The sequence below is a fragment of the Terrimonas sp. genome (assembly GCF_003075435.1).
Taxonomy (GTDB): domain Bacteria; phylum Bacteroidota; class Bacteroidia; order Chitinophagales; family Chitinophagaceae; genus Agriterribacter.
Genome location: NZ_QCZJ01000009.1, coordinates 102,939 through 123,681 on the forward strand (window position 1 = coordinate 102,939; position 20,743 = coordinate 123,681).

The following is a 20,743-nucleotide window of genomic DNA, read 5'->3' on the forward strand; positions in this document are numbered from 1 at the left end:
ACTCATTCACTCAGCTTTACATATTCTTACATGGCAAAATCAAGAAGGGATAATAATGGTAACGACGCATCGCCCAAGGCTAAGATCTCCCGGGAAAATATTTCACAGGCGCTGAGTCTTTTTAAATACCTCAAACCCTACCGCATAAAATTTGTTTGGGCATTACTGTTCATAGCTTTATCAGCTTTTACAACAAGCCTGTTCCCATTGTTCTTAGGCAAGATGATTGATGCCGCAGTGCCGGGAACGACCATTCCTGTTGCCGGTAATACCGGTGGCTTGGGATTGGATTTAAAAAATATTCACTGGAGCGTGAATACTACACTGCTGTTTATATTCCTGCAGTTAGGTGCACAAACCATTTTCTCTTTTATGCGGGTATACCTGCTTACCGAAATTGGCGAAAAAGGACTGGCAAGAATGCGACAGGATGTATACAGTAAATTGCTGAGTATGCCCATGTCGTTTTACGCGGAGAAAAGAGTGGGGGAACTGAGCAACAGGATATCTTCTGACCTCTCGCAGATACAGGACGCCATCTCTTTCACCTTTGCTGAATTTTTGCGTGCGGTATTTACTTTGATCATCGGGTTGTTTTTTATTTTCTGGGTAAGTACAAAACTTGCGCTGATCATGCTGGCGGTAGTGCCGGTGGTTGCTGTCCTCGCCGTTGTATTTGGTTCACGCATCAGGAAAATGTCCGGTAAAGCCCAGGATCAGTTGGCAGAAAGCGGCACTATAGTGCAGGAAACATTCCAGGGCATTGCCATTGTAAAAGCGTTTACAAATGAATATTATGAAATTGCCCGTTACGCAAAGAGTATTTACGCTGTTGTGCAAACTGCCATTACCAATGCCCGTTACCGCGGAGCGTTTATCGCGTTTATGATATTCAGCGTATTTGGCGGTATTGCTTTTGTGATGTGGAACGGTATTAATATGGTGCAGGCAGGTGAGCTTAAGATTGGATTACTGGTAATGTTTGTAATTTTTTCTGTTTTGGTGGGAACAACCTTTGCCGGCTTTGCAGATATGTTCAGTCAGCTGCAAAAAACATTGGGCGCCACGCAAAGCATCCGCGAAATATTGCGCAGCGACGGAGAGCCTGTTGCATTAAATGATATCATGGTTGAACCTGCTTTTACATTGCACGGTAATGTAACATTTGATCATATTGCTTTCAGCTACCCTTCAAGAAAAGATGTGCAGGTATTAAAAGATATTTCGTTGACCGCCAACAATGGAGAACAAATTGCGCTTGTGGGTCCGAGTGGCGCAGGCAAAAGTACCATCACTTCATTATTGCTCCGCTTTTATAAACCAGATAGCGGCACCATTTTTTTTGATGGTAAACCTGCCGCGGCTTTTCCTTTATCTCAGTTGCGTAAACAAATGGCTTTGGTGCCGCAGGATATTATTTTATTTGGCGGAACCATTAAAGAAAATATCGCTTACGGAAAGCCTGGCGCTACCGATGCGGAAATTATAGCGGCGGCAGAAAAAGCAAACGCGCATTTATTCATTTCTTCTTTTCCTGAAAAATATGATACTGTAGTTGGGGAGCATGGCATGAAGCTGAGCGGCGGGCAACGGCAGCGTGTTGCTATTGCAAGAGCAATTTTAAAAAATCCTTCCATACTTATATTAGATGAAGCTACTTCCTCGCTTGACAGTGAAAGTGAACAACTGGTACAGGAAGCATTGGAGAACCTTATGAAAGGAAGAACATCTTTTGTAATAGCGCACAGGCTTTCAACCATCCGCAACGCAGATAAAATTATGGTGATAGATAAAGGCGTTATTGCAGAATCAGGCACACATAATGAACTGATGAATAGAAACGGTTTATACAGGAGGCTGAATGAAATGCAGTTTGATATCAGCGAGCTGACTTAGCCGTTAGTTTGTGTTGGATAGCAGGGCTTAAATTAAAGGTTACAGGTTACACGATTGATGACAACGAAATACGCTTAACACAACAGTATTTATGAAAGTAATTTCTCCATCTGTGTTGATTCTTGGCGCTAATGCTGATGTGGCAAAGGCAGCCATTCCCATGTATATTGCTAAAGGGTATGGAGTAATTGCTGCATCGCGAAGCACAGGCGAATTGCAGGAATTTGCACTGAAACGTCAATATAGCATGTCACAAATGACGGTACTGTATTTTGATGCTGCGGCATTTGAAACGCACCAGGTATTTTATGATAATCTTCCGGCAAAACCTGCTATAGTTGTGTATGCGGCAGGATTTTTAAAAAATAATGAAGAAGCATTACGAGATTGGAAAGGGAGCTTTAATATGATGAAAGTGCATTATTGCGGAGCGGTATCTATACTCAATATTATTGCGATGGATGAATCCAATCAAAATTTAAAAAGGATTATCGGGGTATCCTCTCTTTCGGGTGTGCGTGGGCGTAAGAGCAACTTTATTTATGGCAGTACCAAATCTGCCTTTACACAATACCTTGCCGGGTTAAGGCAATATTTATTTAGCAGGAATATACAGGTGAATGTAATTGTAGCCGGTTATATCCAAAGTAAAATGACTGCCGGTCTCGACCTTCCCGAATCCCTCATGCTTGAACCATCATTTATTGCAAAGGCAGTGGTCAATGCCGGGCGGAGTTTTGTTATTGTTCCCGGGTTTAAGTGGAAAATGATTTATCATATATTGCGGCTGATGCCGGAAAGGCTGGTAGCGAAGCTGCCGTGATGAGGTTCCTGTAACCGCTTTCCGTCATTTCGATCGAGCCAACACGAACACTGTAGTTTAATCACTCTTATGCGAGGGAGAAACCTGCCGGGCATTCGTACTGCTGTTCATCTTTTGCACTACAGCCCAACAGATTTACCTTCGGTGAGAAAAGTTCTCACCCGGCGTAACATGGTTTGAATTCACTACAACTGGAGGGCTCTGTCGAAATGACGAGGGTGTTCCGTCCTTTCGACCAAGCCAACACGGGTTCTGTAGTTTAATCGCTGGTTTGCGAGGGAGAAATCTGCCGGGCATTCGTACTGCTGTTCATCTTTTGCACTACAGCCCAACAGATTTACCTTCGGTGAGAAAAGTTCTCACCCGGCGTAACATGGTTTGAATTCACTACAACTGGAGGGCTCTGTCGAAATGACGAGGGTGTTCCGTCCTTTCGACCAAGCCAACACGGGTTCTGTAGTTTAATCGCTGGTTTGCGAGGGAGAAATCTGCCAGGCATTTGTACTAATGCTCAACATCTGCACTACTGCCCAACAGATTTCTCTCCCGCCGCAAGATGCTTTTAATTTAATTTTCAGAATGGCGGGATCGAAATGACGGCGAGAGTGTTTGTATTTTGCCGTCAGCACTAAGGCAAAGTTTGTAATTTTTGAACCACACGGTCATTATGCTACCGTACCTATAGGAAACGGAATCTCAATTCCCTCATCAACTTTCTTTTATTGTAATACCTTTTAAGTAGCTGATACCACCCTGCCATTCTTTACACATTCACCCACATGCGTTACCTCCCTTACATCAATAAGGTGCGCGGCTTCTACCAGCTTTATTAAATGGATGCACACCGTTAGCGGGGCTGTTATAGCAGTAGTATCACTGTTCAGGGCATATTCTACAACCTGCTCCCAGCACTGCTGCCAGTTGTTGAGCGACCGGTAGCTGAAAAACTGTTGAAATACCCTGTAGGGATCACTGTATTCTTTTTCAGACAGGAAGCGCGGAAACTCCTTCCACGCATCAGCGCTAACGTAATGGCTGCAATAGTATTTTTTATGGAAAAGCTCTTCTTTTTTAATAGTAACTGCGCTGTGCTTTGTATGCCTCAAAGCATGGGCGGCTTGTATAAGCGAGCGGATGAGTTTGCTGTATAAAAGTATATCGGCAGGTGAATCTCCTTTGTATACACCTGCCCCGCTGGCATGGCATACGAGCTTTTTGATGAGCCTGCGAAAGTGGTGCACATGGGCTTCGGCAAAGAAGTGGGCGATTACCTGGTAAGGGTTTGTAATGCATTCACAGAGCCAGCATTGGGTGGTAAACGGGTCTTTGTGGTGCTTGGTTTTCATCTTTTTGTTTTTAGGTGAGGCTTAGACAGACCTATAAGGTTTTAGAAACCTTATAGGTCTTGCGGCGGCAGCAGTATGCCGGGGAAGGCGGTGATGATCTCTCCGCCGGTGCTGGTAATGACCGTAATGGTGGTTACGGTATTGCCCGAAGTATCGTGTCCGAGCGGCGTGCCGGTATCCAGTACCCGCTGCAGGTGGGGACTGCACGGAATAAGTTGTGGCGGTTGCTGGCAGGCATCTCTTATGCAGGCTACAATTTGCGGTATGGGTATGGTAAACTTGCCGGTAAGCGGGTGGCGCGGTACTTTGTAATAATGCCGCTCCAGTATATGCGCCAGGGCTTTGCTGCTCAGGTAGGAGCCTTTGCGCAGCAGCTTTTTACGGTGCTTTACGGGCAGTTGCCATATAAGCCCCTCCTGCAATTGCTGCAGCCAGCTTTGGGTATCTGCCAGCAGGAACAGGGCCTGCAGCCATTGGGTTTCGTTAAAATGGATGTTGGTGTTTTGTGCAGGTGTGGCAACGGCGTTGTTCATAACAAAAAGTTTTAGGCTGGCACCCGCACAAAAAAGGCGTGGCGCTCAACTTACCGACTTGAGGTACTGGTATACCCACACACGGATAAGAGAGCTCACGCCTAGGTCGTGAGCCATTCTGCTTATCATCTCGTGTGTTAAAAATTACCAGTTTTCAAGTCGAGATTCAAAGCGAATGCTTCAAATGATTTTATGAAGTAATCGCTAAAATAATTTCTATTGCGAATATAAGAACAAATATTTGATCGTAGTCCAAAAAGACCACAATATTTTTTTAAACTATTCTCACCTTACAGCAAATATTTGAGCATGGATAAAAATCTTGCTGATAAATTTCTATCGGAGTTGGGAAACAAGCTGGCTACTTTCCGAAAACGGAAAAATTTAAGCTATAGAAAACTAGCTCAACTATGCAGTGTTGATCACAGTAAAATCAGCAAAATTGAAAAGGGTCAAATCAATGCACAAATGCTAACCATACTTGAACTTGCTAAAGGTTTAGGCATTCACCCCAAAAAGCTGCTGGATTTTGAGTTTGAGTTTGAGGATTGAATTTATACGCAATAGTTTTGATGTTACCCCCGTATTTCCGTGATATAATATTATGTTGGCTGTGCTTTTCTATTCAATTTTTCTAACAACTTCATTCATTGTGTAATGGTCAAACTGTTTACCTAATTCAGTAAGTTCATAACTATCTTCATCGTCAAAGGCAGACTTCAAAGTTCCGTTCGTAGACTTTTTTCTTGTGTTTTATTTTAAGAAATTTCCATAGTAATCCGTTCTTCTAAATTGCCTAATTACACCTTCTAAAGCTTAAAAAATTGTTGATCTGACTGTAACAAACTAAAAAACAATGGATATTACAATAAAAAAACTGAGATAAAAATATCATATTCGTAAAACGGATGCAATGGTATCATAAAATTTATATCTTTATTCATATTTCCAATTTGGAAGTAAATCATAATGAGCCAATTTAACTACATAAAAGATATTGCAAAGTTCGGGTTAGATAATGACCAGGAAAAGCTATTGACTGCTCTGAATGAATTGATAGAACATTCTAAGCAAACAAAGAAGATAAATTTTGCTTTACAATTACAATCAATACTGAAAGAGTCTTTAAGGCAAAATAAAGCAAGTAATCTTGTTAAAGCTGGTTCAGAAAGTCATTTCAATCGTATTGAAGATAGGGAATACAATGACTTGATACTTGAAAAACTGACCTCGGATTATAGATTTAAAAATCTTGTGACAAGTGAAGAAACAAAGAGAGAATTAGAGTTATTTGTAAAGGAACACCATGCTGTGGACATATTGAGAAAATATAATTTACCAATTGCAAACAAGATTCTTTTTCATGGCCCATCCGGGTGTGGGAAAACTCTTGCCTCATATGTTATTGCTGGTGAACTGAATAAAATAATGGTTGTTGTGAATCTCGGGTCAATCGTTTCCTCTAAATTGGGGGAGACAAGTAAAAATCTTGCAAAAATTTTCAGGAAAGCATCTTCAGAAGATTGTATTATATTCATTGATGAGTTTGATTCTTTGGGTAAGGTCAGGGATTATAGTCAAGACCACGGTGAAATGAAACGTGTTGTAAATACAATTTTGCAATTGTTTGATTATTTACCGCAAAGCAGCATTGTCATCGCCGCAACTAACCAAAAAGATATGCTTGATTCAGCTTTAATGAGGCGTTTTGATGTTAATATAAAATTTGATTTACCTAATGAAGCACAAATAGCTGAGTTAATAGAATTAACTTTAAGAAACGGCAAAATAAAGTTGCCTGCAAAATCTTCTTTGAAATCTATAATTAAAGCAGCTTTAGGGTTAAGCTATTATAGCATACAAAGGACACTTATCACCGCAATAAAAAGAAGCATTTTCGCAAATATTGAGAATAAGTCAATTACAACACCTACAGTAGATATGAAAGTTTGGAAGCTACTTCTTGAAGCAGAAAAAAAAGCGTTGTAAACATGGAAACAACTTAGCTTTCTAATTCAATTGTTGCATCACCGGCAGTTTCAGCAATATTCAAAATATCATTGCAAGCAATCATCTCTGAGTAGAGTTGGTTGCTTGCTTTATTTTCCGGAAGTTCCGTTACTCTCATCGCTACCGAAAAATAATGTTTCCGACTTTTTAGATGACTCAAATGTGTTGCAGGTATTTCCTCTTTTGCGAGACATCGCACACCTAAAGCGATTGAATCGCCTACTGCATTCAAATCATTGGACTGCAAAGTGTATGATTTAAATTGAGCATTTGAGAAAATACGATTTTCAATTCCATGATGGTCTTCACTCCAACTAAAGCCAGTCTTAATACCATAAACTGCATGGTCTTTTTCTGCAACAATTTTTATATCGGTATTCTGCACCAGATTGAATGAAATATAGAGTGGCAAGTAGTTTAAATGATTGTCCTTGACGGGCAAAAAACTATAACATAAAGAAATATCAAACTTTAATTTATTGCCGGTCTCCTTTAAATATGATGGAAGAATAATTGGTATGGTTAATATTTGACCAATCTCTATTTCGTCCTCAACTAAAAAAATTATTGAGTTATTATCAGTTGAAAGGAGTTTGTCTTTTTGAGGTTTACCAAATCCAACAAGGCTTTTTAATACTGATTCAGTGCTTATTCTAAATTCAGGTAAGTTATTCTTTTTAAAATAGGATGCACTATTAATCAACAGGGCTTTTACTGTTTGAGTTCTTAGGCTTGGGTAAGTGTTCAAAATTTCTGCTGCATAAGATGTTACCAACGGTGTGGATAGGCTTGTACCACAAGACCTCCCATAATATTTTTCACCATCAGCCATAGGCGAACGTAATATTTCAATACCAGCTTCATATTTAAATAAGTCGCCGCCATCAAAAACTAAATCAGGTTTATTAAGATGCTTATTGCTTTGGTTTCGTCTTAAAGGTTGTTTATTAACTGGCTGGCTGTAATCAAAATGAAATTTACGAGTATAATAAGCTGGAGAAAGATTATTTGGAGTTACATCTGTGTTATCACCATCTTCCAAATTACCCGCCAAAGCTCCAACTGAAACATTATTCAGAGATTCAGACGGTTCTGAAATATTTGTATTCTGACAATTATGAACTTGACTTGTGCTATTAAGGTTATAAAAAAAGTAGGGTAGTCATGGTCAGGGTGAGTATCACTGATAACTAAATCATGCAAACTGTCTTCGTCAAAATTCCCAACAGATAGAAATATCAGAATATCTTCCTCGTAAGCCAATTTATCTAATTCATAAGCAAATTGACAATATGTATCATTATACCGTTTCGCTAAAGGTATATTTAATGACATATTAAATAAACGAACACCATGTTTTTGTTTAGCATCCTTAATGTCATTCAATAATTGTGGAATATTAATATCATCATCTGTAAAATGTAAAGCCTTAATTGTGATAAGTCTTGCTTTGGCAAGATAGCTTTCTTTAATTTCTTTTTGAAAATCATCCCCCAATACCACTAAGCCAGCCACCATTGTACCATGTCCTGCTTCATCCCAAAATGCGCCTTTACCAGTATGGTCATAATTTGTTGCAGTAATTATATCATTCAGAGGTTCTATTTTGGTAATTCCTGTATCAATTATTCCAACTAAAGTAAGATGTTCGGATGCGTCGACAGTAAATCCATATTCTCGCCTTACTGAACCATATTCACCTGGGCGTACTTTTAAAGCTCTTGTACTTGTAATTATACGAACTATATCAAAATTGTCCGCAATGAATTTAGTATCTGCTTTATTTACGGTGCTAATTTCAATTATATCAGGCGCAGCCGGATTATAGGTATATGTTATATTTTTAGATTCAAGAAATTTCAAGAGAGTTTCTTTTTGTTCCGAAAAAACAATATTTGAAGAGGATATAAGCGTTAATAAAATTCCTGTCTCCCTTGAAGTTAAAAGACGATAATTTGTTCCAATGAACTCAAATTTTAAAATTAATGCAATAAGATTGAAAGGTTGATTATCGTAAGGCGTTTCATCAGGACTTTCTACTACCTGCACAATGTGCTTCTCAAAATTCAAAAAGAGTTTTTCATTAGTAATTTCAAAAACAACAGTTTTATTATAGTGACTAAAAGAGACGGGGCTTAATCCATATCTTTCTTCAAATTTTTTTATTAAGTCAGCATTAAAAATTGTATGAAAATAAATACGAACTAAATCTATGTACTTAGGAAATATTATTTGCCTTGTTTCTCTTCTTAATTTTTGTTGAGCATAAAATGAAATATTATCAGTCCGAAATCTTTCTTTCTGAAAATCTTTAATAAATTTTGGTTGAGGCGGAACAACAGGTTCATCATCTTCTTTGTTTTTCCATCCCCTTTGTCTTTTGAACTTTGGGTTATCCGCTTTTTCGTTTATTAAAAAAACATGTTTGTTATCTGGCATACACTTCCTTTGTTGTTTTCATGTCTACATCCTCCGTGGTTCATGTCTCACGAAACACCTCTATGCTGGTGCACGGCCCAGTGCAGATTATTTTGCATGAAAGCAAAAAACTTTTGCGTGGTAGCAGCATTCCGGTCATAATCTATACTGGTGGCGTATATTTCTTTTACTTTTTCATAAAAGATCTTTTCGGTGGAGCGTATATCCCGTATACGATCCAGCAGCTCCTGGAAATAGTTGGGCTGGTTGCCGGATTTTAAGCGCTCATCATCCAGCGTAAATCCTTTTACCAGGTATTCCTTAAGACGCCGGGTGGCCCATATACGAAATTGAGTACCCCGGCGGCTGTCCACCCGGTACCCAACGGATATAATGGCATCCAGGTTATAATATTTGATAGCTCTTTTAATAGACCGTCCCCCTTCCAATTGAACTGTCAAGTAATCCTTGACGGTTAACTCTTCAGCCAATTCTCCCTCTTTAAAAATATTCTTTAAATGAAGGCTAATGTTTTGCTTTGTTGTTTGGTACAATACTGCCATTTGCACTTGAGAAAGCCAAACATCTTCGCTCTCAAGCCTTACTTCAATCCTAGTGTCGCCTCCCTCCGTTTGATAAATTAAAATTTCACTTTCCATAGATTAGCTGTTATTTAAAGTTCAATACCCGCTTTTTTGGTGTTTTTTCTGCGGGAAAATTTAAAAACGGTATCATCTCCAAAGGTTACTTCAGAAATATCATACACCACTGATTCCTGCTTATAATTGATTTTCAATGCATCAAATAACGCCTTCAGGTTAATGTAATAATACTGTCCTGCCTTAGCGATGCGAAAAGCGTCGCTCCTAACCTCATTATATATAATTATATACAGAGAATCGTCTGAAGCGTCATCCTCATTTGTTCCTATTGCAGCGCTTTTGTTAGTTTCCAGCCTTAGTCTTCTTGCAGCATCTACCGTAAATCCAAGTTTTCCGCTTTTGTGTGCGGTAGCTTTCAGATTTTTATCAAGACTATCCGGATTAAAGAATTTTATTTTCATAATACAAATATATTTATATGTATTTATAATTCAAAACATATCTATTATCCATCTTTTTAATTGTTTGATTATTTGCATAAAAGTATCTTATAAATATCAGGTCCTATATATTTTTCGGAGCCCCGCTGTATAAGCCGAATATGGGGTATATAACTGGCTCATGACAGCTATGGTGAGACACGAATCAAGGCAGGTGAGATATGGTGACGAAGTTGCTGTAAAGAAATTTTTTAAAGAAGATAATCCTGACTGTGATGGTTATTATTGATATTGATTAATTTTTATCATTATAAAAATTCCTATCCACACAATTAAACTAATTATTCCAATTAAAGTAATTCGCTCACCGTGTTTTCTTTCTGTTTCATTGTATGTATACACTTGCTCTCCATTAGGCAAGATCTTTTTCGAATAAGCTATATCGTAACCCCAAAAAATAGCAAAAATTCCACCAAATAGTGCTGCCCAATAGCCGCGATAAATCAAATACTTATTTACACTTTCTGGTTTTGTTATTTCTCTGGTTCTTTCCACTTTTATTAATTCCACAATCTCTGGTTTAATTTCCAGTCCTCTATCTTTTAATATGTTTTGGGCAAGATGAAAATCGAATTCCCCCCACTCATCAGGCTTTAAAATAATTTCCATTAATTCGTTATCGCTAAATTGAAATAGATAATAATCGGGACTAACTGTTTGTATCTGTTTCCTGTAGAAGTTATCTAATATTTCTTGCGCTTTTACAAAGTCAGTAGCTTGAAGATTAAGGGAGATAGCGTTTTCAAATTGAGCCCTGGGGAAATTTATGTCAGAGAATTCTTTATCATCATTTAGTGTATAGGCTATGCCGTTGCTTTTTAATTCCTCACAAATTACATTTGCGACTTCAATATTATTGAATTGTTTAAATGTGATATATTCATTTTCCATCTTACAATAATATTATTTTTTAGATACTTCACTTTTCTATTTCATACATTAAAAAATGCTGTATCGGAAGAAAATCTCCTTTACGGTATAGTGTAAAACCATTGGCAGACATTTCTTTATTTGCCTGTGTTACCGTCATTTTATGCAATGGCTTTATGGGTATAGATGGATCTTCTCCCCTGTATTCAACCAGTAAAATTTTACCACCGGATTTTAATGCTTTTTTGATGGACTGCAATATCTCATGCGGGTATTCCAGTTCATGATATACATCTACCATTATAGCAAGATCAATAGAGCTGCCTGGTAAATTCACGCTTACAGCATCGCCTTTTACTATCTCAACAATTTTATCCTGTAATTGTTGCTTTTCAGCTTTCAAAGCATTGATCATTTCATCCTGCACTTCTACGGCATATACTTTTCCGCTGCCGAGTTTTCTGGCTATCCTGAAACTATAGTACCCGGAACCTGCGCCGATATCGGCAACTACCATTCCCGGTTTTATTTCCATACTATCAATGGCAATGGTTACATTTTCTTCTTTATCTCTTTCTGTTCTGTTTAGCCAGTCTATTCCAACGGGTCCCATCATGTGCGCTATTTCCCTGCCCTGGTAATATTTACCAATACCATCAGGTGTTTTATTTCCGTAAGTATAGAGTTTTTCCTGTGCAGGAATTGGAGGTTTGTTTTGTGAAGTATTGCAATTAATAAAAGTGCAAAAAACTATTATAATATGGAAAAAGCATTTCATTTACAAAGCATATTGTTGAATAAAACAATTTCACGCGGCGAACGCAGCGGAGCAGCGCTTACAGTAAACGTTGTCTTTGCGACGCCGCTCCGCTGCGTTCGCCGCGTGAAATTCATTTCATTTCTTCTTCAACTCGCTCAGATACTCTACCAGGTTCACCAATTGGTTTACGCCCATCCCTTCTCCCAAACCTTCAGGCATTAATGATTGCTTTAGCGGCGTTTTGTTTACTATATCTGACTTCTTTTGCTTTTCTATTGCGCCGCCAATGGTTTTGATGCTTACTTCATCTTCTGTCTGGCTTGCTATATAACCTGTTACTTCGCTGCCGTTTTTTAATTTGAACGTATATCCTTCAAAACCAAAACTTATTCCCTCGCTGGGTTTTAAGATAGCGGTATACAATGCTTCCTTTGGCAATTTTGTTCCTATTTCAGAAAGGTCAGGACCAAAAGCAATGCCTTTACCCTGCACCTGGTGACAAACACCGCAATATGTTGTATATGCAATCGTGCCTGAGTCAGCATTTCCTTTCATGCCCACCATGGTTGAAATATCAGGCAGGCTTGTTTTTGCAGCAACCATACCCCCCATTTGTTTTGCCGCTTCATCTTTTAAATCCTGCCGGTATGATGTTGAAAAAATCTCCCAGGCTGCGGGCTTAATATCATCCGAAAATTTTTGCTCCTTTGCCATTTTCAATAGTATCGTCTGCCCGTTCCAGCGTGAAGCAAGCGAAACCATTGCTTCTTTTCTTAAGTTAGTGTTTTTTGCTGTATCCGTTATTACCCTTTGTAATATTTCTTCGGCATTTTTGTCAGCAGTTTTCCCGATCAGGCTCACTACTTTTTTTGATTGTGCATTATCTGCATCAATAATTTTTTTAAGGTAAGTGCTTCCGCCCGATTGAAGTATATACCTCAAGGCGTCTGTTTTGGTTTGCTCCTTTTCATTGTTATCAAAAATTGCCATCAGCTCCGCATGCTTTCCTTTGATATTATATTTTCTTAAAAGGTCAATATAGGTTTGTGTTCCAGCCACATTTTTCAAGCCGCTTTCAAATGCTTTTTTCAATTGAGGGGTTTGTGGTGTTTTAGGATCAAGCTGCAATAATGTTATCGCGTTTATATAATCCTGTTGCGGATGGTTGGCTTCAAGCAACGACAACAAGGCTTTTGTTTTTGCCGGGCCCTTATGAAAATCAAAAGCTCTGAAATATTTTAGCTGCAAGTGCGGGTCAACGTTATGATCTGATATGATACGAACCAGCATTGGCAGCGCGGCATCTGTTCTTGCGCGCCATACAATGTCTTTGCCTTTAGGCGTATTCCAGCTATTGTTCACCAGTTGTAGCCATGCCTGGTAGAAACTATCCCACTGCTGATCAGCGCCGATACCCAACGCTTCAAGGTACCACCTGTCGTTTCCATCGTACTGGTTGGCCAATTGTGCCCATAGAGCCGGCGCTCCGGCAGATTTGTTGTGATGAAGCGCCAGCAAAGCTTCCCTTCTTACCTGTACACGCTGATCATTTATTAATGCTTGCGCCATCTGCAAAGTATCCGCTTTAATTTGTAATCCTGCACGCAAAGCGGTGATGCGGATATTGGCATCATTATCTTTCAATGCCTGCTGCACATAGTTGAGACCTTTGCCGGGTATTTTACTTAATAACCATAATGCCCTTGCGCGAAAACGGCTATTGGATGACTGAAACATTTTTTCCAATGCAGGCGCTGCTTTTTCTCCTTCGCTGTTAAGCTTTTGCCAGGCAAGATATCTTGTGGAAAGATTAGGGCTTTGCAGTGCCTGTATCGCGCCATCAATGGTAGTAAGGTCTAATGCAGGTAAAGTATATTTTGTATTGCCTTTTGGTGTAACACGAAAAATTCTTCCCTTTTTAAAGTCGCCGATATTGTGACCGCCAACGCCCGGGTCGTACCAGTCAGCTATCAGCAGTGAGCCATCAGGTGCTATACATACATCCGAAGGCCGGAACCAATTATCTCCTGTTCCTTCTGCAATATTATTAATGGTTGCTTTATATCCCGCGCCGTCATCTGATATCGCATAAGAGCGAACAACATTCGGGCCCGCATCGCAGTGAATAAGCTGGTTACGGAAACGTTCAGGCAACAGATCGCCCTCATATACGAGTATGCCTGTTGGCGAACCGCCGCCGGTTTGCAGCATATTAGGCACCACACCGGGATCATTCAAATGCCAGTGACGGAAGGGAACAGAGTCTTCAATATTCACCCTTCTTTCTCCCCAGTACGCACCGGTCATTTCATCTTTATATCCAAATTTTCCATACTGCATTACATAGTTTATACGCACTCCTTTATTACCGTCATCATCATTATCAGATTGCCAGAGCGTGCCATAAGAATCTTCTGAAATTTCGTAAGGATTACGGAAGTTGCTGCCCAGCACTTCAATATTTTTTCCATCAATATCACAGCGAAAAACCATGCCTTCCCTCCAGGGATTACCGCTATTGGTGATCTCATTTCCATATATGTCCTTTAAAAGATTTCCATGCTTATCTTTTAAGCTGTCGCCTTCATTACCGAAATTGAAATACAGCTTACCGTCCGGGCCAAAATTAAAAGCATGTATAGCATGATCATGCTCAATACCGCTGATGTGCGAGAATAAAGTATCTTTTTTATCCGCTTTGCCGTCATTGTTTTCATCTGTAAATACAAACACGTCAGGACTACGTGAAACAATTACTTTATTACCCAGCACTGCAATACCCAGCGCCGAGTTAATATCTTCTCCCTGGTAAAAAACGGTTTGCTTATCCGCTTTACCATTGCCGTCTGTATCTTCCATAATTACAATCCTGTCGCCTTCTTTATTGTAAGGGTTATCGGGATGAAGTGAATAACGGTAATTATAACCTTCGCATACCCATACTCTTCCTTTTTCATCAATATCCATATTGGTTGGATTAATGAGCATTGGCTCACCGGCGAATAAGGTTATATCAAGATCATCAGGGCATTTTATACCTGCTAAAGCATTTTCAGGCAGGTGTTTTTCTTCTTCTGTAAGTTGTTTGGTTTCAGCAGGTTTTTTGTCAGGTTGATCGCAACTGTAATAACATAAGCTAAAGGCAGCAAGCATTAAAAATAAGTTGCGTTTGGAAAGTTGGGGGAACGACGTTAAAAAAATTTGCATGGCAAGAAGTGGGTTTGTCAAATATTATTTTGGGAAAGGTTAAATGTAAAAAAAATTATGGGTTTAATTTGGCCTGGCACGGAGATATTTCAGATTAATCGAGCAGGGGCGCCTGCAAAACAAGAGATATATACATAGCATTCTTAAAGCCCTTATGTGCCTGTCCAGGTCGGTACGACCGATAGTATGATAGCACATGTAGTATTCGTTAGAACAAAGCCTCGTAGAGGCGACATTTAAAAATATGTATACCCGGATTGTATGTTTACAATTTGAATTGCCCCGTCCTTAAGGACGGGGCAATTCGAGGCTTTGTGTAGATGTGATCCTGCTTAGGCTACCATACTGTCGGTCGTACCGACCTTAAAGAAGATTACTCATCCGCAACTAATACTTGTTGTGCCGCATAATCAGTGGGGTATATATAATAATTAGCCTGCCATTCCGGGTAAATAATAAAGGACGTCAAATCAATGAAGGTCTCATGACGTTGGATTAACAGCAATTGTAAATCAATGAAAGTTTGGAGATTTCTTCTCCCGCCAAAACTTTGCTTCAACTAAAGTTTCGATGCTGGCGGGATCGCAAGGACGGGCGAGTGGTTGAGTAATTGTATACTTTACTTTATTGCTGATTTTAAAAACAGAACTCTCTCTCTGCGACCCCGCCCTGATGAAAATTTGAATTAAAAATATATCTCGGCGGGAGAAGCAGTCTCTCAACGGCATTGGCAGGCACGAGGTATCTGTGATGAAGTGTTGTGCCCGATCAGTTCACTATCAAACATTTTGTCCGGTACCGGACAGTTTTTTGTCACCGGAATTACATAACACGTTCATTCTTATTCCTTTCTCTTTGGCATTCCTCTTGGAACAAAATTGTTCTAAAATTTTTTATGGATACGCCGATCGAAGAAGAAGTAAGGTTGAATAGGAAAAAGAAAACGGTATTTGTTTTGGTCATAGCGGCAGTTGTCATAGCTATACTGGTATGGCTGCTCCGCGCTTCTCTTTCTTCTTCCGTAAAAAGATCATCCATTATTACGGCCGTAGTGGAAATCGGCGATATTGAAAACACTATTACCGCATCGGGAGAAGTATTGCCTGAATTTGAAGAAACCATATCAAGCTCGATAAACGCATCGGTTCAACAGGTGGAGCTGAATGCCGGCAGCCAGGTAAAGGCAGGGCAATCGGTGCTTACCCTTGATAAATCTGCCGCTCAAACGGAATATGAAAAAATAAAATTCCAGCTTGAATCAAAACGTAACGATATCCGGAAGCTGAAGCTTGAGCTGGATAAGAGCTTTTACGATATTCAATCGAACAACGATGTGAAGCAGCTCCGTATCAACAGCCTCGAAGCGGATGTGGAGAACACCAAACGATTGTTCAAAGCCGGTGGCGGCACAAGAGAAGATATTGAAAAAGCGGAGCTGGATCTAAAAGTAGCGAAGCTGGAAAAGCAGCAACTGGAAAATGAGATAAGAACCAAGCAGCAAACCATGCAGGTAGAAATGAAGGAAGCGGAGATTGCGGCAGCCATACAGGAAAGCGACTTGCGTGCACTGGAACGCAAGCTGAAGCTGGCCAATATAGTTGCCAGCCGCGACGGGGTAGTGACCTGGATAAACAAAAATATCGGTACCAATGTGCATGAGGGCGAAGCGCTAGCCCGCATAGCGGATCTCAGCAGCTTCAAAGTGCAGGGAAGTGTTTCTGATAATTACCTGAATGAATTGCGCAGGGGCATAACCGCCATTGTGCGCACCATTGATACGGCTTTAAGAGGGACTGTAGTAAATATCCAGCCCTCTGTGCAGAATAACCTGGTATCATTCGATATACAATTAGACGACAGGAACAATAAGCTGCTCCGCCCGAACATGAAGGTTGATGTATACCTGGTAACCGCTTCTCAGCATAATATACTCCGCATTACCAACGGGCCTGCATTTAAAGGCGCCAGCACCCAGGATGTTTTTGTGGTGAACAATAATAAAGCGGAACGGAGAACAGTACAGACCGGCATGAGCAATTTTGATTACGTGGAATTGAAGAATAATGTAAAAGCAGGTGAAGTGATCATTATTTCAGACATGAGCAGCTTTAAGAACGCGAAGGAAATAACCATTGACAATTGAATATGATGAAGGGAGTAATATGTTATATAATTATGGTTATGTGCTGCAACAGCGGATATGCACAATTGAAGGATGATACCATCCTGCTCACACTGCAACAGGTGGTTGATATGTCGAAGCTAAAATCAATTGAGTCAAAACAAGCCATTACGACAAGAGAAACAAAGTACTGGCAGTACCGTACCTATCGTTCCAATTACCAGCCACAGTTGTCGCTGAACGGCACATTGCCTGGTTTCAACAAAACATTTACCGAAGTGCAACAGCCGGATGGCACTATACTGTTTCAATCTGTTCATAATAATAATTCTTCGCTCAACCTGTCTTTCAGCCAGGGCATTTCGGCTACCGGCGGTACGGTATACGGCACTACGCAACTGCAACGCTTTGATGATTTTGACAGGAAGAACACACTATACAACAGTGTGCCTTTCGGTATAGGCTATATGCAGCCTTTGTTCCAGTTTAACAGCCTGTTCTGGGATAAGAAAATAGAGCCGCTGAAATTTAACGAAAGCAGGCAGGCGTTCATTGAAAATATGGAACAGATCGCCATAAAAGCGAATGGCTATTTTTTTGACCTGCTGCTGGCGCAGGTGAACCTGCAGATCGCACAAACCAATTTAACGAACACGGAAAAGATACAGCAGATCGCGAAAGAAAAATACGACCTGGGTAAAATATCAAAGAATGAGATACTGCAACTGCAGTTGGAGCAGCTCAAGGCGCAAAAGGCGGCAGGCATTGCCAAACGGGATAAAGAAATCGCTACATTGAACCTGCGCGCCTATGCAGGACTGAATAATGCGGAGAATATAGCATTGGTTGTTCCACAATCCGCCATTGATATGCAGGTGTCAACGGATAAGGTACTGGAAGAAGCCTACGCCAACAGGAGTGATGCTATCGCGTTCGTACGCAGGATAGCAGAAGCAAACCGCGATGTGGCAAAAGCAAAAGGTGATAATGGATTGAACGCGGCATTGACAGCGCAACTGGGTTTTTCAAAAAGCGCAGCAACAGTGCCCGGCGTTTACCGGTCGCCACAGAACCAGCAGGAAGTGCAGTTGATCTTTACCATCCCGATACTGGACTGGGGAAGATCAAGATCAAGGACAAAAACAGCACAGGCTAATATGCAGTTCACGGAATATGCGGTGGAGCAGGATAAGCAGATATTTACACAGGAGATCGTTACACAGGTTACCCTTTTTGACATGATGAAGGAGCAACTGCAACTGACGGCCAATGCAGACAGCATTGCAAGTGAAAAATACCAGATAGCGAAAGACCGGTATGTGCTGGGTAATCTCAGTATCACCGACCTCAGCATTGCCTTCCAGGAAAAGGACCAGGCAAAGCGGGATTATATTGCCGCCCTTCGTGACTTTTGGGGAGCCTATTTCCAGTTGCGGTATTTATCGCTGTATGATTTTGAAAAGAAGGAGAAGATAGAGTACAAATGAACAATTTGGGAATTTGAAAATTTGAAAATGAGGGAATGAGAGAAGTGAATGGGCAATAGTGAATAGACAATAGTGAGAGGTGAAACGTGAGAGGCGTACCTGTAACTTGAAACAATAAACTATAAATACATGATCCATTTGCAGAACATACAGAAAGTATACCGCACGGATACGGTAGAAACGCTGGCATTGAGCAGTATCAGTCTCAATATAGAGAAGGGAGAATTTCTTTCCATTATGGGCCCATCCGGTTGTGGAAAAAGCACCCTGTTGAATATCATGGGGCTGCTTGATACACCTACCAAAGGCGATGTTAAGATTGATGACCAGAAAACAGATCGTTTTTCCGACAGGGAGCTGGCACAGTTCAGGAACAAAAAGCTCGGCTTTATTTTCCAGAGCTATCACCTGATCAATGACCTGAAAGTGCTTGACAATGTGGAATTGCCAATGCTTTACAGGAGCAGTACTTCAAAAGAAAGAACAAGTCTTGCCAAAGAAGCACTGGAAAAAGTAGGATTAAGTAACCGTGTCAGGCATTTCCCCACGCAGCTTTCCGGCGGACAAAAGCAGCGGGTAGCCATCGCAAGGGCTATTGTTGGTCAACCGGAAATTATCCTGGCAGATGAACCGACCGGTAACCTTGACAGCGCTATGGGTAACGAGATCATGGAGATACTGCTTAACCTGAACAAGGCGGAAGGCACCACAATAGTAATGGTAACCCATGATGAAAACATGGCAAAGAGAACACACAGGCTGGTAAGGTTATTTGATGGAAGCCAGGTGAGCTGAAAGCTGTGAGCTATCGGCTATCAGCCGTCAGCAATGAGCAATAGTCAAACGGGAGATGTGAAACGTGAAATAACTCCACGATAAACAACAAACCATAAACGATAAATTTTTGTATGCTAAAAAATTATTTCAAAATAGCCATTGCGGTTTTAAAGCGCAGGAAGTTTTTCACTTTTATCAGCCTGTTCGGCATCAGCTTTACGCTCACTATATTAGTCGTACTTGCCGCGTTCATTGATAAGGTAGTGAATGATCGTTATCCGGACAAAAAAAGAGACCGGTCTTTATATACCAATACAATGACGGAGCGGGGAGAACACTCGTATAACGGCGGTGCGCCTTCTTTTTATTTCCTCGATCATTATGTAAGAAGCCTGAAAACGCCTGTCGCACTTGCCATATCTTCCGGTTTTAAAGGCACGAATACCTATGTCAACAACAAAAAAATTGCCATCAACTACAAATACACCAATGCCGAATACTGGGATATAACGGAGTACGAATTTTTAGAAGGCAAGCCTTTTACAAAGCAACAGATAGACAACAGCGAGCGCGTAGCGGTGATATCTGAAAATACGAAAAAAGCGTTTTTTGGAAATGTGCCCTCTGTAGTGGGCAAGTATATTGAAGCAGATAATGTGCAATACCGGGTGAGCGGTGTTGTAAAAAATGTTCCCATTACCTTGTATATGATGTATAGCGATATTTATCTTCCATATACTGTTTCAAAAACCGATTATAAAAGCAATACCGGCTATCGGGGTAATTACTACGGTATACTGCTTGCTCCTACCCGCGCCGATGTGCCTAAAATGAAAGAAGAGTTTGACCAGATGGTCAGCAAGTTACCCATGAGCAGCAAAGAGTTCAACAAGATATACTGCACTGCAGAAGCTTTTATTCCCGCGTACGTAAATACCGGTGACGATCAAAAGTCAGGTATGGCCTATGCGCTTACGGCTATAGGCATTTTTATTTTGCTGGTGATGTTGCTGCCAACGCTCAACCTAATTAACATCAATATTACCCGCATTATGGAGCGGTCATCTGAAATCGGTGTGCGAAAAGCATTCGGCGCATCGTCGCGTACCCTGGTTTACCAGTTCATTGTAGAAAATATTATTCTTACATTGATCGGCGGGGTCATCGGCATCATACTTTCTATTATTGTTCTACAAATGATCAACAGCGCCGACCTGATCGCCAATCTTGAGCTGCGGTTGAATTTTACCGTGCTGTTCGTCGGCTTATTGGCCTGCTTCCTGTTCGGCCTGCTGTCAGGCGTATACCCGGCATGGCGTATGTCGAGGCTTAATGTAGTAAACGCATTAAAAGCACAATAATCATTCATTTTTATTTTTAATACAACACTAT

At 40.5% G+C, this 20,743-nt stretch carries 17 protein-coding genes; 8 read left to right on the forward strand and 9 right to left on the reverse strand.

Annotated features, from left to right (window positions below):
- The first annotated feature begins 30 nt into the window (after positions 1-30).
- Both DC498_RS11720 and DC498_RS11725 read left to right on the forward strand, forming a co-directional pair.
- Entirely contained in the window at positions 31-1,896 is a 1,866-nt protein-coding gene (locus DC498_RS11720; protein WP_116874347.1) for an ABC transporter ATP-binding protein, read from the forward strand.
- A gap of 91 nt (positions 1,897-1,987) precedes the next feature.
- Positions 1,988-2,719 (forward strand): SDR family NAD(P)-dependent oxidoreductase, encoded by a 732-nt coding sequence (locus DC498_RS11725; protein ID WP_116874348.1) that lies wholly within the window; start codon positions 1,988-1,990, stop codon positions 2,717-2,719.
- A gap of 734 nt (positions 2,720-3,453) precedes the next feature.
- Here DC498_RS11725 and DC498_RS11730 read toward each other — a convergent pair.
- Positions 3,454-4,065, reverse strand: a complete 612-nt coding sequence (locus DC498_RS11730) for a hypothetical protein (protein ID WP_116874349.1) — start codon at positions 4,063-4,065, stop codon at positions 3,454-3,456.
- A gap of 50 nt (positions 4,066-4,115) precedes the next feature.
- Positions 4,116-4,598 (reverse strand): hypothetical protein, encoded by a 483-nt coding sequence (locus DC498_RS11735; RefSeq protein ID WP_116874350.1) that lies wholly within the window; start codon positions 4,596-4,598, stop codon positions 4,116-4,118.
- A 309-nt stretch (positions 4,599-4,907) separates the two neighbouring features.
- On the opposite strand from DC498_RS11735, the gene DC498_RS11740 reads away from it, so the two are divergent.
- Complete coding sequence (locus tag DC498_RS11740) at positions 4,908-5,150, forward strand: helix-turn-helix domain-containing protein (protein ID WP_116874351.1); 243 nt, start codon at positions 4,908-4,910, stop codon at positions 5,148-5,150.
- A gap of 417 nt (positions 5,151-5,567) precedes the next feature.
- The gene (locus tag DC498_RS11750; protein WP_116874352.1) at positions 5,568-6,587 is read left to right on the forward strand and encodes an AAA family ATPase; all 1,020 of its coding nucleotides are present in this window, start codon (positions 5,568-5,570) and stop codon (positions 6,585-6,587) included.
- 13 nt (positions 6,588-6,600) lie between these two features.
- On the opposite strand, the gene DC498_RS26640 is transcribed toward DC498_RS11750, so the two are convergent.
- The 7 genes from DC498_RS26640 to DC498_RS11785 form a co-directional block, all read right to left on the reverse strand.
- Positions 6,601-7,662: a S8 family serine peptidase gene (locus DC498_RS26640; RefSeq protein ID WP_255415844.1), complete on the reverse strand. Its 1,062-nt coding sequence runs from the start codon at positions 7,660-7,662 to the stop codon at positions 6,601-6,603.
- A 20-nt stretch (positions 7,663-7,682) separates the two neighbouring features.
- Positions 7,683-9,047: a S8 family serine peptidase gene (locus DC498_RS26645; RefSeq protein WP_116874354.1), complete on the reverse strand. Its 1,365-nt coding sequence runs from the start codon at positions 9,045-9,047 to the stop codon at positions 7,683-7,685.
- A 47-nt stretch (positions 9,048-9,094) separates the two neighbouring features.
- Positions 9,095-9,685, reverse strand: coding sequence for a virulence RhuM family protein (locus DC498_RS11765; protein ID WP_116874355.1), 591 nt, complete (start codon positions 9,683-9,685; stop codon positions 9,095-9,097).
- A gap of 14 nt (positions 9,686-9,699) precedes the next feature.
- The gene (locus DC498_RS11770; protein ID WP_116874356.1) at positions 9,700-10,089 is read right to left on the reverse strand and encodes a hypothetical protein; all 390 of its coding nucleotides are present in this window, start codon (positions 10,087-10,089) and stop codon (positions 9,700-9,702) included.
- Positions 10,090-10,350: 261 nt separating this feature from the next.
- A complete protein-coding gene (locus DC498_RS11775) occupies positions 10,351-11,019 on the reverse strand; it encodes a hypothetical protein (protein ID WP_116874357.1) in 669 nt (222 codons plus the stop codon).
- Positions 11,020-11,047: 28 nt separating this feature from the next.
- Positions 11,048-11,776: a class I SAM-dependent methyltransferase gene (locus tag DC498_RS11780; RefSeq protein WP_116874358.1), complete on the reverse strand. Its 729-nt coding sequence runs from the start codon at positions 11,774-11,776 to the stop codon at positions 11,048-11,050.
- Between the two features lie 117 nt (positions 11,777-11,893).
- Positions 11,894-14,965, reverse strand: a complete 3,072-nt coding sequence (locus DC498_RS11785) for a PVC-type heme-binding CxxCH protein (protein ID WP_116874359.1) — start codon at positions 14,963-14,965, stop codon at positions 11,894-11,896.
- An 895-nt stretch (positions 14,966-15,860) separates the two neighbouring features.
- On the opposite strand from DC498_RS11785, the gene DC498_RS11790 reads away from it, so the two are divergent.
- From DC498_RS11790 to DC498_RS11805, 4 genes are all read left to right on the forward strand, one after another.
- Positions 15,861-17,108 (forward strand): efflux RND transporter periplasmic adaptor subunit, encoded by a 1,248-nt coding sequence (locus DC498_RS11790; RefSeq protein ID WP_116874360.1) that lies wholly within the window; start codon positions 15,861-15,863, stop codon positions 17,106-17,108.
- 38 nt (positions 17,109-17,146) lie between these two features.
- Complete coding sequence (locus DC498_RS11795) at positions 17,147-18,574, forward strand: TolC family protein (protein ID WP_240627986.1); 1,428 nt, start codon at positions 17,147-17,149, stop codon at positions 18,572-18,574.
- Between the two features lie 129 nt (positions 18,575-18,703).
- Complete coding sequence (locus DC498_RS11800; RefSeq protein WP_116874361.1) at positions 18,704-19,369, forward strand: ABC transporter ATP-binding protein; 666 nt, start codon at positions 18,704-18,706, stop codon at positions 19,367-19,369.
- Between the two features lie 113 nt (positions 19,370-19,482).
- A complete protein-coding gene (locus tag DC498_RS11805) occupies positions 19,483-20,712 on the forward strand; it encodes an ABC transporter permease (RefSeq protein WP_116874362.1) in 1,230 nt (409 codons plus the stop codon).
- Positions 20,713-20,743 lie beyond the last annotated feature (31 nt).